Source organism: Amorphus orientalis (assembly GCF_030814015.1).
GTDB lineage: Bacteria > Pseudomonadota > Alphaproteobacteria > Rhizobiales > Amorphaceae > Amorphus > Amorphus orientalis.
Map to the genome: position 1 here is coordinate 316,137 of NZ_JAUSUL010000001.1, position 18,884 is coordinate 335,020.

18 protein-coding genes are annotated in these 18,884 nt (G+C 68.5%); 10 read left to right on the forward strand and 8 right to left on the reverse strand.

The annotated features are described in order from the left end of the window. Positions 1 to 4 precede the first annotated feature (4 nt). Positions 5 to 1,879 carry a dipeptide ABC transporter ATP-binding protein gene (locus J2S73_RS01460; protein ID WP_306883646.1) on the forward strand — a complete coding sequence of 625 codons (1,875 nt, stop codon included), beginning with the start codon at positions 5 to 7 and terminating at the stop codon, positions 1,877 to 1,879. Continuing rightward, complete coding sequence (locus J2S73_RS01465) at positions 1,872 to 2,810, forward strand: NADP-dependent oxidoreductase (protein WP_306883647.1); 939 nt, start codon at positions 1,872 to 1,874, stop codon at positions 2,808 to 2,810. The genes J2S73_RS01460 and J2S73_RS01465 overlap by 8 nt, the downstream gene beginning before the upstream one ends. 41 nt (positions 2,811 to 2,851) lie before the next feature. Here J2S73_RS01465 and J2S73_RS01470 read toward each other — a convergent pair whose 3' ends face one another. Both J2S73_RS01470 and J2S73_RS01475 read right to left on the reverse strand, forming a co-directional pair. Further along, entirely contained in the window at positions 2,852 to 3,940 is a 1,089-nt protein-coding gene (locus J2S73_RS01470; protein ID WP_306883648.1) for an LLM class flavin-dependent oxidoreductase, read from the reverse strand. Between the two features lie 27 nt (positions 3,941 to 3,967). Then, positions 3,968 to 4,639 (reverse strand): GntR family transcriptional regulator, encoded by a 672-nt coding sequence (locus J2S73_RS01475; protein ID WP_306883649.1) that lies wholly within the window; start codon positions 4,637 to 4,639, stop codon positions 3,968 to 3,970. 145 nt (positions 4,640 to 4,784) lie between these two features. Here J2S73_RS01475 and J2S73_RS01480 point away from each other — a divergent pair, with 145 nt between their 5' ends. After that, a complete protein-coding gene (locus J2S73_RS01480; RefSeq protein ID WP_306883650.1) occupies positions 4,785 to 5,312 on the forward strand; it encodes a flavin reductase family protein in 528 nt (175 codons plus the stop codon). Positions 5,313 to 5,415: 103 nt separating this feature from the next. Next, positions 5,416 to 7,029, forward strand: a complete 1,614-nt coding sequence (locus J2S73_RS01485) for an ATP-dependent acyl-CoA ligase (protein ID WP_306883651.1) — start codon at positions 5,416 to 5,418, stop codon at positions 7,027 to 7,029. Positions 7,030 to 7,047: 18 nt separating this feature from the next. On the opposite strand, the gene J2S73_RS01490 is transcribed toward J2S73_RS01485, so the two are convergent. Continuing rightward, positions 7,048 to 8,508, reverse strand: a complete 1,461-nt coding sequence (locus tag J2S73_RS01490) for an FAD-binding oxidoreductase (protein WP_306883652.1) — start codon at positions 8,506 to 8,508, stop codon at positions 7,048 to 7,050. Between the two features lie 192 nt (positions 8,509 to 8,700). Between J2S73_RS01490 and J2S73_RS01495 the strand changes: the two genes are divergently transcribed. After that, positions 8,701 to 9,495 (forward strand): HpcH/HpaI aldolase family protein, encoded by a 795-nt coding sequence (locus tag J2S73_RS01495; RefSeq protein ID WP_306883653.1) that lies wholly within the window; start codon positions 8,701 to 8,703, stop codon positions 9,493 to 9,495. Between the two features lie 27 nt (positions 9,496 to 9,522). Here the strand turns inward: J2S73_RS01495 and J2S73_RS01500 are convergent, their stop codons facing one another. After that, positions 9,523 to 11,028 (reverse strand): NAD-dependent succinate-semialdehyde dehydrogenase, encoded by a 1,506-nt coding sequence (locus J2S73_RS01500; protein WP_306883654.1) that lies wholly within the window; start codon positions 11,026 to 11,028, stop codon positions 9,523 to 9,525. A 209-nt stretch (positions 11,029 to 11,237) separates the two neighbouring features. Here J2S73_RS01500 and pcaB point away from each other — a divergent pair, with 209 nt between their 5' ends. Further along, positions 11,238 to 12,545, forward strand: a complete 1,308-nt coding sequence (gene pcaB, locus J2S73_RS01505) for a 3-carboxy-cis,cis-muconate cycloisomerase (protein WP_306883655.1) — start codon at positions 11,238 to 11,240, stop codon at positions 12,543 to 12,545. A gap of 43 nt (positions 12,546 to 12,588) precedes the next feature. Here the strand turns inward: pcaB and J2S73_RS01510 are convergent, their stop codons facing one another. Further along, complete coding sequence (locus J2S73_RS01510) at positions 12,589 to 13,083, reverse strand: low molecular weight protein-tyrosine-phosphatase (RefSeq protein ID WP_306883656.1); 495 nt, start codon at positions 13,081 to 13,083, stop codon at positions 12,589 to 12,591. A gap of 189 nt (positions 13,084 to 13,272) precedes the next feature. On the opposite strand from J2S73_RS01510, the gene J2S73_RS01515 reads away from it, so the two are divergent. Continuing rightward, positions 13,273 to 13,566, forward strand: a complete 294-nt coding sequence (locus tag J2S73_RS01515) for a 4a-hydroxytetrahydrobiopterin dehydratase (RefSeq protein ID WP_306883657.1) — start codon at positions 13,273 to 13,275, stop codon at positions 13,564 to 13,566. Between the two features lie 49 nt (positions 13,567 to 13,615). Beyond that, positions 13,616 to 13,999, forward strand: a complete 384-nt coding sequence (locus J2S73_RS01520; protein ID WP_370874373.1) for a YkvA family protein — start codon at positions 13,616 to 13,618, stop codon at positions 13,997 to 13,999. Between the two features lie 100 nt (positions 14,000 to 14,099). On the opposite strand, the gene J2S73_RS01525 is transcribed toward J2S73_RS01520, so the two are convergent. Then, entirely contained in the window at positions 14,100 to 15,074 is a 975-nt protein-coding gene (locus tag J2S73_RS01525; RefSeq protein WP_306883659.1) for an NADPH:quinone oxidoreductase family protein, read from the reverse strand. A gap of 36 nt (positions 15,075 to 15,110) precedes the next feature. Continuing rightward, on the reverse strand, positions 15,111 to 15,677 hold the full coding sequence (locus J2S73_RS01530; RefSeq protein ID WP_306883660.1) for a sigma-70 family RNA polymerase sigma factor: 567 nt from the start codon (positions 15,675 to 15,677) through the stop codon (positions 15,111 to 15,113). A 310-nt stretch (positions 15,678 to 15,987) separates the two neighbouring features. Between J2S73_RS01530 and J2S73_RS01535 the strand changes: the two genes are divergently transcribed. Continuing rightward, on the forward strand, positions 15,988 to 16,500 hold the full coding sequence (locus J2S73_RS01535) for an invasion associated locus B family protein (protein WP_306883661.1): 513 nt from the start codon (positions 15,988 to 15,990) through the stop codon (positions 16,498 to 16,500). Between the two features lie 245 nt (positions 16,501 to 16,745). Beyond that, on the forward strand, positions 16,746 to 17,957 hold the full coding sequence (rlmN, locus tag J2S73_RS01540; protein WP_306883662.1) for a dual-specificity RNA methyltransferase RlmN: 1,212 nt from the start codon (positions 16,746 to 16,748) through the stop codon (positions 17,955 to 17,957). Positions 17,958 to 18,214: 257 nt separating this feature from the next. On the opposite strand, the gene J2S73_RS01545 is transcribed toward rlmN, so the two are convergent. Then, positions 18,215 to 18,856, reverse strand: coding sequence for a LysE family translocator (locus J2S73_RS01545; RefSeq protein ID WP_306883663.1), 642 nt, complete (start codon positions 18,854 to 18,856; stop codon positions 18,215 to 18,217). Positions 18,857 to 18,884: the final 28 nt, after the last annotated feature.

The window sequence follows — 18,884 nt, forward strand, 5'->3', positions numbered from 1 at the left end:
GCCGATGGATATGTTGGTCGCCCGCAACGTCGCCGTCAGCGCGGATCTGCCGATCGGGACCGTGCCTGTCATCCGCGAGCTCGATTTCTCGCTGCCCCCCGGCCGCGTGCTCGGGCTGGTGGGGGAATCCGGGGCCGGCAAGTCGATGATCGGCCGCACCATCGCCAAGCTTCTACCGCCCCGCTTCGGCATCGCCGGCGGCGAGCTGATGTTCGATGGCCAGGATCTGGTGCGCATGCCGGGACATGCCCGCCGCGCCCTGCTCGGCCGAGAGATCGCGTTCATTCCCCAGGAGCCCCTGTCGGGCCTCAACCCGGTGCTCACCATCGGACAGCAGTTCGACGAGCACCTGAAACGGATCGCCGGCGGCAGCGCCCGCGCCCGGCGCGATCGCGCGATCGCCATGCTGGACGCCGTCCACCTGACGACGCCCGCCGAGCTCCTGCACAAATATCCTCACCAGCTCTCAGGCGGCATGTGCCAGCGCGTGCTGATCGCAATGGCGTTCGCCAGCGGCCCGAAGCTGCTGGTCGCCGACGAGCCGACCACCGCCCTCGACGTCACCATCCAGGCGCGGGTCGTCAACCTGATCCGGGAGATGAAGGACCGGGACGGCACCGCCGTGGTGTTCATCACCCACGACCTGCAGCTCGCCGCCCAGATCTGTGACGACATCATGGTCCTCTATGCCGGCCGGCCGGTGGAGTACGGGCCCGCCACGGACGTGTTTTCCGCGCCGGGTCATCCCTATACGCGCTGCCTGCAGCTTTCCAATCCGGCCATGAGCGGCCCGCGCCGTGGCCTCTATACCCTTCCGGAGCGGATGCCCGGGCTGAGCGTCCTCAACGAGCTGACCGGCTGTCCCTTCGCCTCCCGCTGTCCGAACGTGGTCGAGGCCTGCCAGGACGGTCTGCCACCCTTCGTCTCCGTCGGCGGCAACCGCACCGTGGCCTGCATCCGCAGCGAGAGCACCGCCGGGATCGCCCCGCCGCCTCCGGCCACCGCCGAGGCGCCGGATCTCGGCACGCCGCTTCTCACCGCGACCGGCCTGTCCAAGACCTTTACCGTCAGCCGCGGCCTGTTTCGCAAGACAGCCGTGGACGCGGTCAAGGAGATCAGCTTCGAGCTGCATCAGAACGAGTTCGTGGGCATCGTCGGCGAGAGCGGCAGCGGCAAGAGCACCGTCGCGCGGATGCTGTGCGGGCTTGAGGCGCCGTCCGCCGGATCGCTGGTCGTCGCCGGCAGGGAGGTCGGCGACGGGTCGACCGCCGCGAAGGCCCATCAGCGCGCCCACGTGCAGATGGTCTTCCAGGATCCCCAGTCGGCGCTCAACCCGCGGCGCAAGGTCGGCAGCATCGTCACCCAGGCGATGGAGGCGGCCGGCGAGCGGGACTGGTCCGCGCGTCTGGCACGGGCGGAAACGCTGCTGTCGGAGATCGGGCTTCCGCCGGAGGCCGCCACCCGGTACCCGACCCAGCTGTCGGGCGGTCAGAAGCAGCGGGTCAACATCGCCCGGGCGCTCTGCGTGGCGCCGAACATCCTGGTCGCCGACGAGATCGTCTCCGGCCTCGACGTGTCGGTGCAGGCGCAGCTCCTCAATCTCCTCCTGCAGCTCCGGCGCGAGCGTGGCTTCTCCATGATCCTGATTTCCCACGACCTATCCGTGGTTCGCTATCTCTGCGACCGGGTGCTGGTCATGTACCGGGGCGAGGTGGTCGAGGCCGGCCGGACCGGCGAGGTCTTCGACGCACCGAGCCATCCCTACACGAAGATGCTTCTGGCCGCCGTTCCGCCGGACGACCCGACGGCGCCGTGGACACCGTTCGCCGATGCGACGGAGGCGGGGGCCGGAACCGCGGAGGTGGCCGCTCATGGGTGACATGACCGCGATCCGCTTCGCCGACTACGGCCCCGTCGATGTGCTGTCGGCCGACCGCGTTCCAGTGCCCGAGCCGGGGCCGGGAGAGGTCCGGATCGACGTCAAGGCCGCCAGCGTCAACCCGATCGACTGGAAGCTCCGCAAGGGGCTCCTGAAGGACGTGTTCGCGATCCCGTTTCCGTTCGTCACCGGGCGCGACGGGGCCGGCGTCGTCGCGGCGGCGGGCGAGGGGGTCGCGAACGATCTGGTCGGCCGGCGCGTGTGCTTTCTGGCGCCCCAGGGTGTCGGAACCTGGGCGGAGACCGTCGTGCTGCCGGCGGACCTGGCCGTACCGATCCCCGACACCCTGTCCGACATCGATGCCGCGGCCCTTCCGCTCGCCGGGCTCAGCGCCTGGATCCCGCTCATGGTCGCCGCGCCGGTGGAGCGCGGCATGCGGGTCCTGATCCATGCCGGCGCCGGCGGCATCGGGTCGCTGGCCGTCCAGCTCATGCGCCAGCGTGGGGCACACGTGGCGGCGACCTGTTCGGCCCGCAACGCCGACTTCGTGACGAGCCTGGGGGCGGACGAGGTCGTCGCCTATGACGAGGAGGCGTTCGAAGACCGCCTGAGCGGCTTCGATCTGGTCTTCGACACGATGGGCGGCGATGTCCACGCCCGCAGCTACGACGTGCTCAAGCCCGGCGGGCGGATCGTCTGCCTCAACGCGGCGCCGTTTCAGGACCGGAGCGCGGAACGGGGCGTGAGTTTGGTGCGGCCGGTGATCCGCCCGGAACCGGACGCGCTGGCGACCCTGGTGGCGGAGGTCGCGGCCGGTCGGATCACCCAGGCGATCGACCGGGTGTTTCCCTTCGCCGAGTTCGCCGCGGCCCAGTCCCTGAACGAGACCGGCCACGCCCGGGGCAAGATCGTGCTGGAGATCGCCGGGTGAGGCGACGGGGCCGCCGCCTTCAGCCGTTGCGGCCGGCCTCGCTATTCCCGCAGGCCGGCCTCGCGCAGGAGCGGCAGCACGGTCTCCACGAAATAGGGCAGCTCGTCCTTGTAGTTGACGAACGACATGGCCATGCCGGCGAAGCCCGCCTCGTGCATCTTCACGATCTCCGAGACGATGTGCTCCGGCGTGCCCAGCAGCGGATAACCGCCCGCGCCGCCGGCGAAGCGCTTGCGATGCAGCCGGTAGGCCTCCGGGTCGTGGGAGCCGGAGAATTTCTGCTTCTGGGCCATGTAGTGGTCGACGCTTTCCGTGTCGGCCATGGTCACGGCGTAGTGCTCGAAATAGTCCTCGGCCTCGGCCTGGGTCGGACGGCACACCACGGGGCAGGTGGTGAACACGCCGACGTCCCGGCCCGTGGCCGCGCTGCGCTCCCTCATGTCGGCGATGTTCTTCCTGGCGTCGTCGAACTCCATGAAGGTCGTGAACAGGAAGTCGGCGGCCTTGGCGGCGAATTCCCGGCCAGGCGGGGAGAACGCCGCGTTCAGCGTGACCGGGCGCGGGGACTGGATCGGCCGCGGTTTTCCGGAGACGCCGGTCAGCTTGTAGAACTGGCCGTCATAGTCGAACGGCTCGTCCTCGGTGAAGATCTTCTGGATGATCTCGAACCACTCCAGGCCCTGGTCGTAGCGGTTCTCGATCATCGGCAGGCCGAACATGCCGAACTCTTCCGGGTTCCAGCCGCACACGATGTTGAAGCCGGCCCGGCCGCCGGAGGCGTGGTCCACGGTGGTCAGCGCCTTGGCCGCGAACACCGGATGCACCATCGGCACGTGGACGGTGGAGAACAGGGCGATCTTCTCGGTCACGCCGGCGAGCCCGGCTGCGAAGGTGAAGGTCTCGAAGCTCCATTCGCGGCTGTTCAGTTCGCCCCCGAACCCCTTCCAGCGGGCGATCGGCAGGATGAACTCCAGCCCGGCCCGGTCGGCGATCCGGGCCGCCGCCACGATGTCCGGCCATTCCGCCTTCCAGCGCTCCGGCACCTTGGTGAGGGCGAGGCCGCCGTCGGCGTTCATGGAGAACACGCCCAGCTTGAACTTGTTCGGGCCGTTCATCGGGTTGGTGGACATCGTGGTTCCTGCCCCTTGCGGTGGATGTCAGTCGGTGGCGTCGGCCGCGGCGCGGTAATGCCGCTCCGCCCCGTCGATGATGCCTTCGGCGGCGGCCGCCGCCGCGTCCTCGTCGTTGGTCCGGAACGCCTCGACGCACCGGCCGAGCAGCTCCAGCACCTCCTGCTGGGCCTCCGGCCGGACGAGGGTCTTGCGGCGGACGAAGCCGGCCTGGTCGTCGAACTTCAGGATCGCGGCGCCGAGCCGGCGATTGGGCACGCGCGCGACCCAGACTGCGCGAAAGTCGTAGTTGGCATCCAGGAATTCCGGGAAATCTCCGACCTCGTGCGCGGCCTGGGTGCGCGAAAGTCGGTCCGCGAGCGCGCGCATCAGACCCGTGTCGGCGTCGCGGGCGACCCGGCGCGCCGCGACGGGCTCCAGAAGCCGCCGCATGTCGAAGATTTCCGCCATGTCCGCCGCCGTGGGCGCTGCGACCCGAAAGCCGGTCCCCTGGCTTTCCAGAAGACCGTCGGCGGTCAGGCGGGAGAGGGCTTCGCGGACGGGGGAGCGCGACACCGACAGTTCCTGGGCGAGGGCGGATTCGACGATCCGCTCACCCGGCGCATAGTTGCCCGCGCGCAGGCTCTGGAGCACGCCGTCGTAGATCTGATCGGCGAGGGCCGGGGCGCGCTTGAGTTCGGCGAAGGCGGAGGCGCTCATGATGGGGTGCCCGCTATTGCGTTGCCGACCGTCGACAGTATACTGAAATCGATCATATCCGGTCGCCGCTCTTCGTCAAGCGGAGTCGGCGCCGACGTGCCGCCGGTCAAGCGAGCGGCGCTCCTTGCGGATCGAAAGGTGCAGCGTGACCAACTCCGATGCCGATCCCATGACCCCGGCGGATCCGGATCTGTTCCGGCTCGGCATGCGCCGGCTGGCGGGCGGCGTCTCCATCGTGACGACGGTCCTGGATGGGGAGCGGCACGGGATGGCGGCCACCTCGGTGTGTTCGGTCTCCGCCGATGCGCCGGCGCTTCTGGTGTGCGTCAACCGCACCGCCACGAGCCACTCGGTGATCCGCGACGCAGGCTGCTTCTGCGTCAATCTCCTGACCAGCACGGACGATGCGCTCGCCCGGCGCTTCAGCGTTCCGACCGATCGGCACCTGCGTTTCGAGGATCGCGACTGGACGACGCTTGCCACCGGCGCGCCGGCGCTGGTCGGCGCCCTTGCCAGCTTCGACTGTGTCGTGCGGGACATGATGGACGTGGACAGCCACACGATCTTCGTCGGCACTGTGCGGGCGATCGAGCTGTGGCAGGAGCGGGTCTCGCCGCTGGTCTATGCGGACGGCCGCTTCCGGGCTCTTCTGCACGACGATCAGGTCGCGTAGGCCGTCCGGCAGACGACTGCCGGGGCGGCTCCGCTCCGGCCCGCCCACCCGCCATGTGCCGGCCCCGGCCTATCCCTTCGACGACAAGCGAGTGATCCCTGCCATGCCGACCTCTCAAGCGCCGTCCGGACCCGTGGTCGCGTTTCCGCCGGAAACGCGCACCGTGCCGCAGATGCTTCTTCGCCAGGCCGAACGCTATGGCGACGCGGCCTATTTCCGCTGCGACGACACCACGATCAGCTTCGCCGAGCTGCTGCGCGACGCGAAGCGCTACGCTGCGCTGTTTGCCTCCGCCGGCGTGGCGAAGGGCGACCGGGTGGCGATGGTCTGCGGTAACGATCCGGAGTTCGTGCGCGTCTTCTTCGGCCTGGCCTGGCTCGGCGCGGTCTCGGTACCGATCAACACGGCCTCGCGCGGCTTCCAGTTCCACCACATGCTGTCCAACAGCGGCGCCAAGATCCTGGTGATCCAGGACCAGTTCGTCTCGACGCTGGAAACGGCGGACTTTTCCGACCTGCCGGTCGAACGGATCTGGGTGTTCGGCGACGGCGATCTTGCAGAGGCTCCGGCGGACACCGTTCTGGAACGCCTGCCGGAGGCGACGGGAGAGGTCCCGGCCGGCGAGAGTGCGCCCGGCGATCTCCTGACGATCCTCTACACGTCCGGCACGACGGGGCTCTCGAAAGGGGTGTGCTGCCCCCATGCCCAGTTCTTCTGGTGGGCGGTCTATACCGGCCGGCAGCTGGGCGTGCGCGAGGGCGACGTGCTGCACACACCGCTGCCGCTGTTTCACACCAACGCGCTCAACTGCTCGTTCCAGGCCCTACTGCACGGCGCGACCCAGGTGGTGGAGCGGCGCTTTTCCGTCACCGATTTCTGGCCGGCGCTGAACCGGTCCGGCGCGACGGTCACCTATCTTCTCGGCGCCATGGTGCCGATGCTCCTGTCGCGGGATCCGACCCCGGCCGAAGGCAGCCACACCGTGCGGGTCGCGCTGGCGCCGGGCGTGCCGGAGAACTATCACGCGCCGTTCACGGAGCGGACCGGCGTCCTCCTGCTCGACGGCTTCGGCACGACGGAAACCAACGCCGTGATCGCCTCCACACCGGAGCGGCGCAGGCCGGGCTGGATGGGGTGCGTCATCGACGGGGTTCAGGCACGGGTCGTCGACGAGCAGGACAACGAGGTCCCGGACGGAACGCCGGGCGAACTCGTGCTCAGGGCCGACGAGCCGTTCGCCTTCGCCGACGGCTATTTCGCCATGCCGGAAAAGACCGTGGAGACCTGGCGCAATCTCTGGCTCCACACCGGCGACCGGGTGGAACGGTCGCCGGACGGCTTCTATCGCTTCATCGACCGCATGAAGGACGCGATCCGGCGCCGGGGCGAGAACATCTCCTCCTACGAGGTGGAGCAGGTGCTCACCAGCCATCCGGCCGTCTCGCTCGCCGCCGTCTTTCCGGTGCGCTCCGAGCTGGCCGAGGACGAGGTGATGGCGGCTCTCGTGCTCAAGGAGGGAGCCCAGGCGAGCGAGGAGGAGATCGTCCGCTTCTGCGAGGGCAAGATGTCCTATTTCGCCGTGCCGCGCTTCGTCGAGTTCGTCCAGGAACTGCCGCGAACGGAGAGCGGCAAGATCCAGAAGTTCAAGCTTCGGGAGCGCGGCCGGTCCGAGACCACCTGGGACCGCGAGGCGGCCGGGGTCACCCTCAAGCGCTGACGGGGCGGGATGGTGTCGTCACGCGGCGAAGCTCCGCCCCGGATTGAGGATGCCGGCCGGATCGAGGGCGGCCTTGAGCCGCCGCATCGTCTCGATCTCGGCAGCGGAGCGGGTGTGAGCCAGCCATCGGCGCTTCGAGCGTCCGATGCCGTGTTCGGCGGAAACCGATCCTCCCAGCGCGCGCACCCGGTCGTAGACGATCGCCTCCGCCCGGTGCTTGGCTTCGGTGGTCAGTGCCTCGTGCAGGCCGACGACCACGTGCAGATTGGAATCGCCGAGGTGGCCGTAGAACAGGAGGTCCGCATCCGGGAGCGCCGTGGTCAACTCAGAGCGCATCTCGCCGACCGCCGCGTTCATCCGGCCGATCGGGATCGATACGTCGAAGGGAATGATGGCCTTGAAAGCGGTCGGATAGGCGGCCGGCACCTCGTCGCGAACGGCCCAGATGCGGCGCTCCTGATCGACGGACGAGGCGATCACGGCGTCGGTTACCCGACCGGCCTCCATCCTGTCGGCGAGAAAGCCTTCCAGGGCCTCCCGGGCCGCTGCTTCGTCCGGGCCGAAACACTCGACGATGACGGCCACCGGCGCGGGGTCCAGCGGCAGACTGAAGCCGGACATGCGGGTGCTGACGGTCTCCAGATAGTCCCGCCACATGGGCTCGAACGCGCCGAGTGCCGGACCGAGCGCCGCCCGCGCCGAGGCCAGCAGATCTGGCAGAAGCGTCTCGTCGTCCATGGTGACCCAGGCGGTCGCGGTGGCGCCGGGACGGGGATGGAGCCTGAGGACGGCCCGGGTCACGATGCCGAGGGAACCTTCGCTGCCGATGAAGAGCTGCTTCAGATCGATGCCGGTGTTGTTCTTCTGCATCCCGCTCATGTCGGACAGCACGGTCCCGTCGGCCAGAACGACCTCCAGCCCCAGCACCTGCTCCCGGGTCATCCCGTAGCGCAGAACGCGAATGCCGCCGGCGTTGGTGGCGATGGTGCCGCCGATCTGGGCGGTGCCGCGCGCGCCGATGTCCACGGCATAGAAAAGACCGCTCTCCTCGGCGGCTTCCTGCACGGCGGCAAGGGTCACACCGGCCTCGACGGTCAGGGTTCCGGCCCTCCTGTCGACCGTCGACAGGCCTGTCATGCGGTCGAGAGAGAGGGCGATCTCGCCGTCGCCCGTGGCGGCCCCGCCGCACAAGCCGGTGCGTCCTCCCTGAACCGCGACCGGCTGGCCCGCGGCGGAACAGATCTGCAGGACGGCGGAAACTTCCTCGGTCGTTCGCGGCCGGACGACCGCCAGAGGAGCCGCCGCCGGGACGCCGCTCCAGTCGGTGGCATGGCGGGTGCGGAGGTCCGGATCGTCGCTGATCCGGTCCGGCCCGATCGCCTCCGCAAGCCGGGCGATGAGCGCGGCCGGATCCGGCGGGGAACCGTCGGGCGTCCGTTCCGATGCCGCGCCCGAATCCGCCTGCTCGCAAACCGCCATGCCGTCCACCTCTTGCTGCCCATCGACAAAAAAGTATTCTGTATACGGTACAGGGCGCGGGGCCTTCGCCACAAGGCATCCGCTGACCGGAGCCGCTGCCGCGCGCACCCGGCGCCGCCGCGAGGCTTCACTCCACTCCCGACCACCCACAGATCCGGCCGGTCCGGCCGGCGATTGCACCCAGGTGACCTGATGGCGACACGAAAGCGCGCAACTTCGGCCTCCGCTCAGCTCCGGGCACGGCTCAGCTCCGGCGAGGCCATCGGCGCGGTCTGGCTGTGCCTCGGCTCGCCGGCGGCGGCGGAGGCGATGGCTCACCCCGGCCCGGACGTGGCGGTGTTCGATCTCCAGCACGGCCTGTGGACGCGGACCGGGCTCGAGGCGGCGATGGCAGGTGTCGCGGGGAAGACCATTCCGCTGGTGCGCACGCTGTCGGACCGGCCGGAGGATATCGCCGCCGCGCTGGAAGCGGGGGCGGCCGGCGTCATCGTGCCGCTCGTGGAAAGTGCGGAAACGGCTCGGGCCGTCGTGGCTGCCACGCGCTATCCGCCGGACGGAATCCGGTCAGCGGGCGGAGTGCGTCCGCTGCTGGACTTTCCGGCCACGTTCGCATCCCTGCAGAAGGACCCGCCGTTCGTCGCCGTCATGATCGAGACGGCGGCCGGCAAGGATGCGGTCGCCGAGATCGCGGCCGTGGAAGGGGTGGACCTCGTGTTCGTGGGCACCGGCGATCTGGCGCTGTCGCTCGGACTTTTTCCCAAGATCGACGACCGGCACACCCAGGCGGTCGGCGAAATTCTGGCCGGCGCGCGCAAGGCGGGCTGCGCCGCCGGGGCCTTTTCCATCGACGAGAGCGTCGGGGCGAAATGGCGCGCGCTCGGCGCCCAGTTCACGGTATTGGCCTGCGATTCCGAAGTCCTGCGTGCCCGTACCGCCGAAACGGTTGCGAAGTTCCAGGACGCGCCGCCCCCGTCGCTGGACGGATGACGGCGCGTCCGGTGCCGACTTTACCGGTCAGCCGTTGAGGCCGGCCAGGGCCAGATATTTCAGCTCGACATATTCCTCGATGCCGTGGTGCGAGCCTTCGCGGCCGAGGCCGCTTTCCTTCACGCCGCCGAACGGCGCGACCTCGGTGGAGATGAGGCCCGTGTTGGCGCCGACGATGCCGTACTCCAGACCTTCGCCGACCCGCATGATCCGGCCGATGTCGCGGCTGTAGAAATAGGACGCCAGGCCGAACTCCGTCGCGTTGGCGAGCCGGATGCCGTCTTCCTCGGTCTCGAAGCGGAAGAGCGGCGCCATCGGGCCGAACGTCTCCTCGCGCATGACGGCCATTTCGGGTGTCACGTCGGCCAACACGGTCGGCTGGAAGAAGGTCCGGCCAAGCTCGTGGCGGCCGCCGCCGGTGACGATCCGCGCGCCCTTGTCGACCGCGTCCGCGATGAGGCGCTCGACCTTTTCCATCGCGCTTTCGTTGATGAGCGGCCCCTGCACGACGCCGTCCTCGAAGCCGTTGCCGACCTTCATCTCTTTGGACTTCGCCGCGAGCCGCTCGGCGAATTCGTCGTAGACACCGGACTGGACGAAGATCCGGTTCGCGCAGACGCAGGTCTGGCCGGCATTGCGGTATTTGGACGCCATCGCGCCCTCGACCGCCGCGTCCAGGTCGGCATCGTCGAAAACGAGGAACGGGGCGTTGCCGCCGAGCTCGAGGGAGAGCTTCTTCACGGTATCGGCCGACTGCTTCATCAGGAGCTTGCCGACGGCGGTGGAGCCGGTGAAGGAGAGCTTGCGCACGATCGGGTTGGCGGTCATCTCGCCGCCGATCGCCTTGGCGTCGCCGGTGATCACGGACAGAAGGCCTTCGGGCAGGCCGGCGCGTTCCGCCAGCACGCACAGCGCGAAGGCGGAATACGGCGTCAGCTCCGAGGGCTTGATGACCATCGGGCAGCCGGCGGCGAGCGCCGGGGCGAGCTTGCGGGTGATCATGGCGGCCGGGAAATTCCACGGCGTGATGGCGGCGCTGACCCCGATCGGCTGTTTCAGAACGAGGATCCGGCGGTCGCCGGCGGGTGCGGGAATGGTCTCGCCGTAGACGCGCTTGGCCTCCTCGGAGAACCACTCGAAGAAGCTCGCCGCATAGACGATCTCGCCGCGCGATTCGGTGAGCGGCTTGCCCTGCTCGGCGGTCATCAGGCGGGCGAGGTCCTCCTGGTTCTCCATCATCAGCTCGAACAGGCGCCGCAGGATCTGGGCGCGCTCCTTGGCGGGTTTCGCGCGCCAGGCCGGCCAGGCCGCGTTCGCCGCCTCGATGGCGCGTTTGGTTTCCGCCGCGCCGCAGTCCGGCACCGTTCCCAGGACGGCTCCGGTGGCGGGATCGGTCACGTCGATGGTCGCGCCGCTGTCGGCATCGATCCACTGCCCGGCGACGAACGCCTGGGTCCGGAAGAGCGAGCCGTCCTTGAGGCCAAAATCCTCGCCAGGTGTGGATGCCGTGCGGGTCATGGATGCCTGTGCCATGGGAAAACTCCTTGGGACGGAAGCCGGCGCCGGGCCGGGAGAAGCCGGCGCCAAGCCTCCACGGTGGATCGAAACGGAAGCCGCGGCGGACCATAATCGCCGCAGACGGCGTTGGACAGGGACCGGCTGAGGTCTTTGACGCCGGCGTTTGCCGGTTTATGTCCGGTGCCGCGGCCGACGCGGCTCAGTGTTCGAAAGAGGTAACGACAATGGCAGTGCTCCCGTTCGATTCGGCCGTCTACGGACCGCTGTTCACCGACGGCGACGTGGCGGCGGTGTTTTCCGATGCCAGCGAACTGGACGCCCTGATCGAGGTGGAGCGGGCACTGGCGCGCGCACAGGCCCGGCTCGGGGTGATCCCGGAAGCCGCGGGCGCGGAGATCGATCGGGCGCTTGCGGGGGCGGAGATCGATCCGGCGAGCCTGGCGGACGGGGCCAGATCGGCCGGGGTCGTGGTGCCCGGTCTCGTCAAGCAACTGCGGAAGATCGCCGGCGGGGAGGCGGCGCAGTACGTGCACTGGGGGGCGACCAGCCAGGACATCGCCGACACCGCGCTGGTCATCCGGCTGGAGCGCGCAACCGGGCTGCTCGGAGCCCGGCTGGACAAAGTCATCGCGCGTCTTGCGGATCTCGCGGACCGGCATCGGGCGACGGTGATGGCGGCGCGCACCCGCACCCAGATTGCGGTGCCGACCACGTTCGGGCTGAAGGCGGCGACCTGGCTCGCGCCGCTGTTGCGGCGCCGTGCGCAGCTTCATGAACTGCAAGGGCGGCTTCTGGTGGTCCAGTTCGGTGGCGCCGGCGGAAATCTCTCCGCGCTCGGGGCGGACGGTGTCCGGGTGATGGAGGCGCTTGCCGTCGAACTCGGCCTGAAGGCGGGCCCGCTGCCCTGGCACACTGGCCGCGATGGCCTGATGGAGCTGGCCGCCTGGCTTGCCAGCCTGACGGCGAGCCTCGGCAAGATCGGCACCGATGTGGCGCTGCTGGCCCGCAACGAGATCGTCGAGCTGCGACCCGGGTCGGGCGGCGGGTCCTCCACCATGCCGCAGAAGGCCAATCCCGTGTCGGCCGAGCTGCTGGTGGCGCTCGCCCGCTACACCGCGGGCACGCTGGGCACATTCGCCCAGTCGGGCATCCATGCGGAGGAGCGCGACGGCGCCGCCTGGTCGCTCGAATGGGCGACGCTTCCCTCGATGGTGACTGCAACAGCCGGTGCGCTCGCCCACGCGGAGGCGCTGCTGGCGGGGCTCGTGGTGGAGCAGGCGGCAATGGCCGACCGGGCCGGCGGCGGGGCGCTGGCGGAGGCGGCGAGCTTCGCGCTCGCCGAGCACATGAGCCGGGAGCAGGCCCAGGACCTGGTCAAGAAGGCCGCCATGAGCGGCGGCGATCTCGTCGAGGCCCTGCGCGGCCTGTGCGATGCGCCGATCGACTGGAAAGCTCTCGGCGATCCGCGTCAGCATCTCGGCGCGGCCGACGCCTTCGTCGACCGGGTTCTGGCCGAAGTCCGCGCCCGGTAGGAGCTTCTCCGCTCGGACCAATTGCGCCTGAGGGGGACGCGCTCTAGGAGACCGCCCCCTCCGAATCGGGTTCGCGCAGCCGCCGGATGAGCTGGCGCGCCGCCGCCTCGATTTCGTCGAAGCAGACCTCGAAGCCGTCGTCTTCCCCGAAGAACGGATCGGCCACGTCCTTGTCCTCGCCTTCGGCCGCTTCCCGGAACAGGCGGATCTCCGCCGTCCCGTCCTGCGGTCCGCGCTGGTGGATGTCGGCGAGCACACTGCGGTCCATGGCAAGGATCAGATCGAACGAGCGATAGTCGTCCTCGGTGATCATGCGGGCGCGTTCGCCGGTCAGGTCGATGTCGCGGCGCGCTGCGGTGGCGATGGCGCGGGCATCCGGCGGTTTTCCGATGTGCCAGGGCCCGACCCCGGCGGACTCGATCCGGCCCGCCTGGGGGTCCGTCGCCACGAGCTGCTTGAGAATGCCGGCCGCCATGGGCGAGCGGCAGATGTTTCCAAGGCACACGACGAGGATCGATGGGCCTGTGGGGTTTGTCATGGGGTCTCCCGGTCTGGTCTCACCGGGAACGAGCCGTGGCCGTCCGGTGGAAAAGGTCTTAGCCGCGAACTGCGACGGCCCCTCGAACGTTGTCGGCAAGGCGGGTCGCCTCTTGAGCCGGCAGACCGTCGGATCTCGACGCCCGGCTCCGGCAACCCCATGTTGAGATTGCGAACAAGGGAGACAGCCATGGCCGACCGACTGACGACTGAGGCGCGCGATGCCGCGCTCAAGGACATGCCCGGATGGTCCGTGGTCGCCGACCGCGACGCCGTCACGCGAACGTTCGAGTTCCGCAACTTTCAGGAAGCGTTCGGGTGGATGACCCGTATCGCTCTTGTCGCGGAAAAATTGGATCATCATCCAGAGTGGTTCAACGTGTATAAAACAGTAACCGTCACTCTGTCGACCCACGATGCCGGCGGCGTGACTGATCTCGATATCGAGATGGCGAAAAAGATGGATCGGATTTTCGGCGCTTAGGTGAAATTGGCGCTGGATATACGAGAGCTTTGCAACGGAAGGAATGCGGATGTTCGGTCGGGGACGAAGGCAGGTGGAGCCGGAAATCTTGGCTCCGGAGCATGAATTCGCGCAGGAAGAGGTGGTGCGCAGCCGGTTCTGGCGCACGCTGAAGCGGGCGGTCGGGCAGATTCCGTTCGTGGAGGACGTGGTCGCGGCTTATTACTGCGCCCTCGATCCGCAGACCCCGCTGCGGGTGCGGGCCACGCTCTTCGGTGCGCTTGGCTACTTCGTCCTTCCGACCGACGCCGTCCCCGACATCCTTCTCGGAATCGGCTTCGCTGACGACATCTCGGTCCTGGTCGGCGCCATCGCGCTCGCCTCGACGCACATCAAGGACGAGCATCGCCGCGAGGCCCGTCGTGCCCTTGGCCGTGAGCCCGTCGCGGGCTGACCCGACAAGCGGCAGCGAGGCCAGGTCCGCCTCAGCGGCGATCCGGCCGAACTGAGCTTGCGCCGATCAGGTGGCACCACTTGATCGACAGGGACACGCTCTAGGGCCGGATCAGCAGCTTTCCCTTCACGTCGCGCGCCGCCAGCCGGTCGAGGGCGGTGGAGGTTTCCTCCAGCGGATAGACCGTGTCGATGTGCGGCTTCAGGCTGCCGTCCTGCACCCATGCCAGAAGCTGGGCGACGTCTGCCCGGTGCGCGGCGGGATCGCGCTTGATGGCCGCCCCCCAGAACACGCCACGGATGTCGCAGCTTTTCAGAAGCGCGAGATTGAGCGGCAGCTTCGGGATCTCTCCCGAGGCGAAGCCGATCACAAGAAACCGGCCGAGCCACGCCGTTGCCCGGACGGCCTCCTCGGCAAGTTCCCCGCCCACCGGATCGTAGACGACATCGACACCCCGGCCTCCGGTCAGCGCCTTCAGCCGCTCCTTCAGGCTTTCCGACCCGTAATCGATCCCCTCGTCGGCGCCGAGCGACCGGGCGAAGGCCACCTTGTCGGGTGACGACGCGCCGGCGATCACCCGGGCGCCGAGCAGCTTTCCGATCTCGACCGCCGCCTGGCCGGTTCCACCGGAGGCTCCGAGCACGGCGAGCGTTTCGCCGGCCTGCAGATCGCCGCGGCTGCGCAGGGCATAGAGGGTGGTGCCGTATGTGACGATCAGCCCGGCCGCGGCCTCGCTGGCGACGCCGTCGGGAATGGTCACCAGATCGGCGGCCTCGACGGTCACGACTTCGCGGCAGCACCCCCAGCCGAGATAGCCGATCACCCTGTCGCCAACGGCCAGTCCGGTCACGTCGGATCCGAGCGCGGTGACCCGGCCGGCCATCTCCGCGCCCGGCGAGAACGGCCGGTCGGGCTTGAACTGATAGCGGTCGGCAATGATCAGCGTGTCGAAGAAGTTGAGCGCGGCCACTTCGACCGCAACGGCGACCTCGCCCGGACCGGGTTCGGGGGCGTCGATCTCGTCGAGCATCAGGCTGGACGGCGGTCCGGGCTCCCGGCTCAGAATCGCACGCATGGGCGGTCTCCTCGTGAAGCGGTCATGGAAGGACGGTCAGGCCGAGGGATCGGTGCCGGGGTCGTCCAGCACCCGCCTCAGCCGGCCGAATGCCAGTCTCAGCCGCGACTTCACGGTGCCCAGGGGCAGGCCGGTGGCCTCGGCGATCTCGGAATGGGACAGGCCCTTGAAGAAGGAGAGCTGCACGAGCTCGATCTGTTCGGCCGGCAGCGATTCGATCGCCTCGCGGACGAGATGCTCCCGCTCGCGCGCCGCCAGCGCGTCGTCCGGCGGCTCCGAGCCGGCCGGCTGGAGGGTCGGCTCCTCCGGATCGAGACGGTCGGACCTGTCGCGGCGCTTCACGTCGATGCGCCGGTTGCGGGCGATGCGGAACAGCCACGTGGCCGTCGACGACTTGCTGCGATCGAACAGCGCGGCCTTCCGCCACAGGGTGACCATCACCTCCTGGGTGAGCTCTTCCGCCGTCCCGTTGTCGGTGCCCAGGCGCAGGAGAAACGCATTGATGCGGGGCGCGAAATGATCATAGAGGGAAACGAAGGCGGCGCGGTCTCGCGCGGTGGCCACTGCTTCGACCAGATCGGCGTAGGGATCGTCGTCTGCCACGGTTGCGCTGTGCTTACTTGTCCGTTGGGCGGGCGGTCAGAGGGCTTTGAAGGGGGTCAGAAGAAGCTGGAACGGTGTGGATGGGAAGGGGCGCAGTCTGGATCTCCGGCGGCGAAAAAGTCACACTCTCGCCCCAATTCTCCGGCCAGCGTCCTCACGTTCCGGTAATCATAGACGGAATTGGATCGGGTCGCTATGGGCCGGCGCCGCGACGACGGCCCGCGTTTCGATTATATACCCTTCGTGAACCTTGGTCGGACTACCGTCCCGGCGATCCGGCGAATTCAAATCAACATCCTATGGGTGGGCTATGCTGAAGCGTATCGCGATTCTCGCCGCTTGTGTGTCGTTCCTGGCGACCGGGGCTGCGATGGCCCAATCTTCGAAACCGACGCTGCTGCAGCAGTATTCCGATTGGGAAGTCTATACCTATGACGGCCAGAACGGGAAAATCTGCTACGCGCTGTCGAAGCCGAAGGACATGCAGCCGGCCAACCGTGACCACGGCGACGTGTTCCTGTTCGTGAGCAACCGTCCCTCCGAAGGCGTGAAGGGCGAGACCAGCGTCCTGGTCGGCTACACGTTCCAGGAAAATTCCAGCGTCTCGGTCGATGTGGACGGGCAGAAGTTCACCATGTTCACCAAGGGCGACGGGGCCTGGATGGAGAACCCGGCCCAGGAGGCCAGCCTTCTGGAGGCCATGCGCGCCGGTCGTGCCATGAGCATCTCCGGGACCTCCTCGCGGGGCACCGACACGGTTTACCGGTTCTCGCTCTCGGGCGTCACCGCCGCCACCAACCGTCTCAACCAGGTCTGCAGCTGACCTTTGGTCGTGACCCTGTTCCGTTCGGATGCCATCATCCGGTCGGCAGGAGATGGCTCTTGGAGCCATCGGCTGAGCAGGCCCACCCTGCCGGGACGGGCCTCGTCATCTTTGGGACGTGCTGCGGATCTAGTGAATCGGGGCCTGACGCAGCGCGCGGTTCGCGCTAGATATGCGCCGGCCGGACCTTGTCCGACCGGCCGCCGGGCTTGTACCGGCCCGTCACGATCCCGATCTGAGCCGTCATGACCCTGCTGATCGACACCGCCGAAACCGTCAAACCCGCCGCGCCATCTGCGGTCGAGGACCCGCGCGTGCCGCTGGTCGGTCTCGACCGGGACGGCTTGGGTGAGGTTCTGAAGAGCGCCGGGGTGGCGGACCGTCAGGTCCGGATGCGGACGGCCCAGCTCTGGAACTGGCTCTATCTGCGCGGGGCGACCGATCTCGACCAGATGACCAACGTCAGCCGCGATCTGCGCGAGCGGCTGGCCGAGGTGGCAAGCCTGTCGGAGCCGGAGGTCGTCTCCGAGCAGATCTCCGTCGACGGCACCCGCAAGTGGCTTTTTCGGTTTCCGCCGCGCGGGGCGGGCCGGCCGGTCGAGGTCGAAACCGTCTACATTCCCGAAGAGGGCAGGGGGACGCTGTGCGTCTCCAGCCAGGTCGGCTGCACGCTGACCTGCTCGTTCTGCCATACCGGGACCCAGCGGCTCGTGCGCAACCTGACGGCGGGCGAGATCCTGCAGCAGATCCTCGCGGCGCGGGCGCGGCTCGGCGACCTGCCCGGGGCGGCGCCGGCCGATGGCGCGATCGTGCCTTCGGAAGGCAGGCTCGTCTCGAACATCGTGATGATGGGCATGGGCGAGCCGCTCTACAATTTCGACGCCGTGAAGCAGGCGCTCCTGATCGCTTCCGACGGCGAAGGTGTCGCGCTTTCGAAGCGCCGGATCACGCTCTCCACGTCGGGTGTGGTGCCCATGATCGAACGGGCCGGATCGGAGATCGGGGTCATGCTGGCGATCTCGCTGCACGCGGTCCGCGACGAGGTTCGCGACGAACTCGTGCCCCTCAACAAGCGCTATCCGATCGCCGAGCTGCTGGACGCCTGCCGCGCCTATCCCGGCCTGTCCAACGCCCGACGGATCACCTTCGAGTACGTGATGCTGGCCGGTGTGAACGACAGCCCGGCCGATGCGCGCGAACTGGTGCGGCTGCTCAAAGGCATCCCCGCCAAGATCAACCTGATCCCGTTCAATCCGTGGCCCGGCTCGGCCTATGACTGCTCGGACTGGGAAACGATCGAGACCTTCGCCGACATCGTGAACCGGGCCGGCTACGCCTCGCCGATCCGCACGCCGCGCGGCCGCGACATCTCGGCTGCCTGCGGACAGCTCAAGTCGGCTTCGGAGAAGATCCGCGCGAGCGCGCTGCGCCAAGCCGCCGCCGAAGCCTCGGCCTGACGTCGCCGGTTCCCACTTTTCCTGGGATTGCTTTCTTACTCCGCAAAGCCGGACGCGAAACCGGTTTCCACTTTCGCTGGCTTTGCTTGTCAGCGGACGACCGTCCGCCGGCCGGTCAAGAGGCGCAGAGCGAAGCGACCGGGACGAAAGAATAGGGCGCGCCCGCGCAGCGGCGAACGAAGTGAGTTCGCGTGAGCGCTCCTCTTTCAACGCAATCCCGGACGGAAAACCGGTTCCCACTTTTCCTGGGATTGCTCTTACTTCGCTTCTGCGAGCGCCAGCTTCACCGCAAATCCGGCCATCACCGAGGCGAACAGCCAGTCGATCAGGCGCGTGAGGCGCGGCGAGCGGCGCAGGCGGAGCGCGATGGTGTCGGCGGCGAGGATCATCGCCGTGGAAAAGGCGACCGCAATCGCGATGAAGACCAGGCCCAGGAAGATCAGGGTTGCCGCCGCGTTCGGCGCGCTCGGATTCACGAACTGCGGCAGGAACGTCACGAAGAAGACGATGATCTTCGGATTGAGGAGGTTGATCATCAGCCCCTTGGCGAAGACCCGCCCGAGCGGGTCCGGCGCGGCCTTGCGGTCGTCGACGGCGAGCGCCGACCCGTGCCGCAGTGCCTGGACCGCGAGCCACAGGAGATAGGCGGCGCCCACCACTTTCAGGACGAGGAATGCGGTCGCCGAGGCCGCCAGCAGCGCAGAAAGGCCGATCGCCACCAGCAGCGTGTGGAACAGAAGACCGGTCATGGCGCCGGCCATCGACGCCAGCCCGGCAAGACGGCTCTGGGCGATCGTCTTGCCCAGAAACAGCGTCATGTCGGGCCCCGGCGTCAGGGTCAGCGCGACGGCCGCGAGCAGGAACGCGGAGAAGACGGGAAGGCTCGGCAGGAAATCCAAGGTGGGGACGCTCCGTGGGATCGGCGGT

Coding starts and splice junctions, on each gene's coding strand:
- J2S73_RS01500 (WP_306883654.1), bottom strand. CDS start 11,028: ATGGCACAGGCATCCATGACCCGCACGGCATCCACACCTGGCGAGGAT.
- rlmN (WP_306883662.1), top strand. CDS start 16,746: ATGACCCTGCTGATCGACACCGCCGAAACCGTCAAACCCGCCGCGCCA.
- J2S73_RS01485 (WP_306883651.1), top strand. CDS start 5,416: ATGCCGACCTCTCAAGCGCCGTCCGGACCCGTGGTCGCGTTTCCGCCG.
- J2S73_RS01470 (WP_306883648.1), bottom strand. CDS start 3,940: ATGTCCACCAACCCGATGAACGGCCCGAACAAGTTCAAGCTGGGCGTG.
- J2S73_RS01475 (WP_306883649.1), bottom strand. CDS start 4,639: ATGAGCGCCTCCGCCTTCGCCGAACTCAAGCGCGCCCCGGCCCTCGCC.
- J2S73_RS01520 (WP_370874373.1), top strand. CDS start 13,616: ATGTTCGGTCGGGGACGAAGGCAGGTGGAGCCGGAAATCTTGGCTCCG.
- J2S73_RS01535 (WP_306883661.1), top strand. CDS start 15,988: ATGCTGAAGCGTATCGCGATTCTCGCCGCTTGTGTGTCGTTCCTGGCG.
- J2S73_RS01460 (WP_306883646.1), top strand. CDS start 5: ATGGATATGTTGGTCGCCCGCAACGTCGCCGTCAGCGCGGATCTGCCG.
- J2S73_RS01490 (WP_306883652.1), bottom strand. CDS start 8,508: ATGGCGGTTTGCGAGCAGGCGGATTCGGGCGCGGCATCGGAACGGACG.
- J2S73_RS01465 (WP_306883647.1), top strand. CDS start 1,872: ATGGGTGACATGACCGCGATCCGCTTCGCCGACTACGGCCCCGTCGAT.
- pcaB (WP_306883655.1), top strand. CDS start 11,238: ATGGCAGTGCTCCCGTTCGATTCGGCCGTCTACGGACCGCTGTTCACC.
- J2S73_RS01510 (WP_306883656.1), bottom strand. CDS start 13,083: ATGACAAACCCCACAGGCCCATCGATCCTCGTCGTGTGCCTTGGAAAC.
- J2S73_RS01495 (WP_306883653.1), top strand. CDS start 8,701: ATGGCGACACGAAAGCGCGCAACTTCGGCCTCCGCTCAGCTCCGGGCA.
- J2S73_RS01515 (WP_306883657.1), top strand. CDS start 13,273: ATGGCCGACCGACTGACGACTGAGGCGCGCGATGCCGCGCTCAAGGAC.
- J2S73_RS01525 (WP_306883659.1), bottom strand. CDS start 15,074: ATGCGTGCGATTCTGAGCCGGGAGCCCGGACCGCCGTCCAGCCTGATG.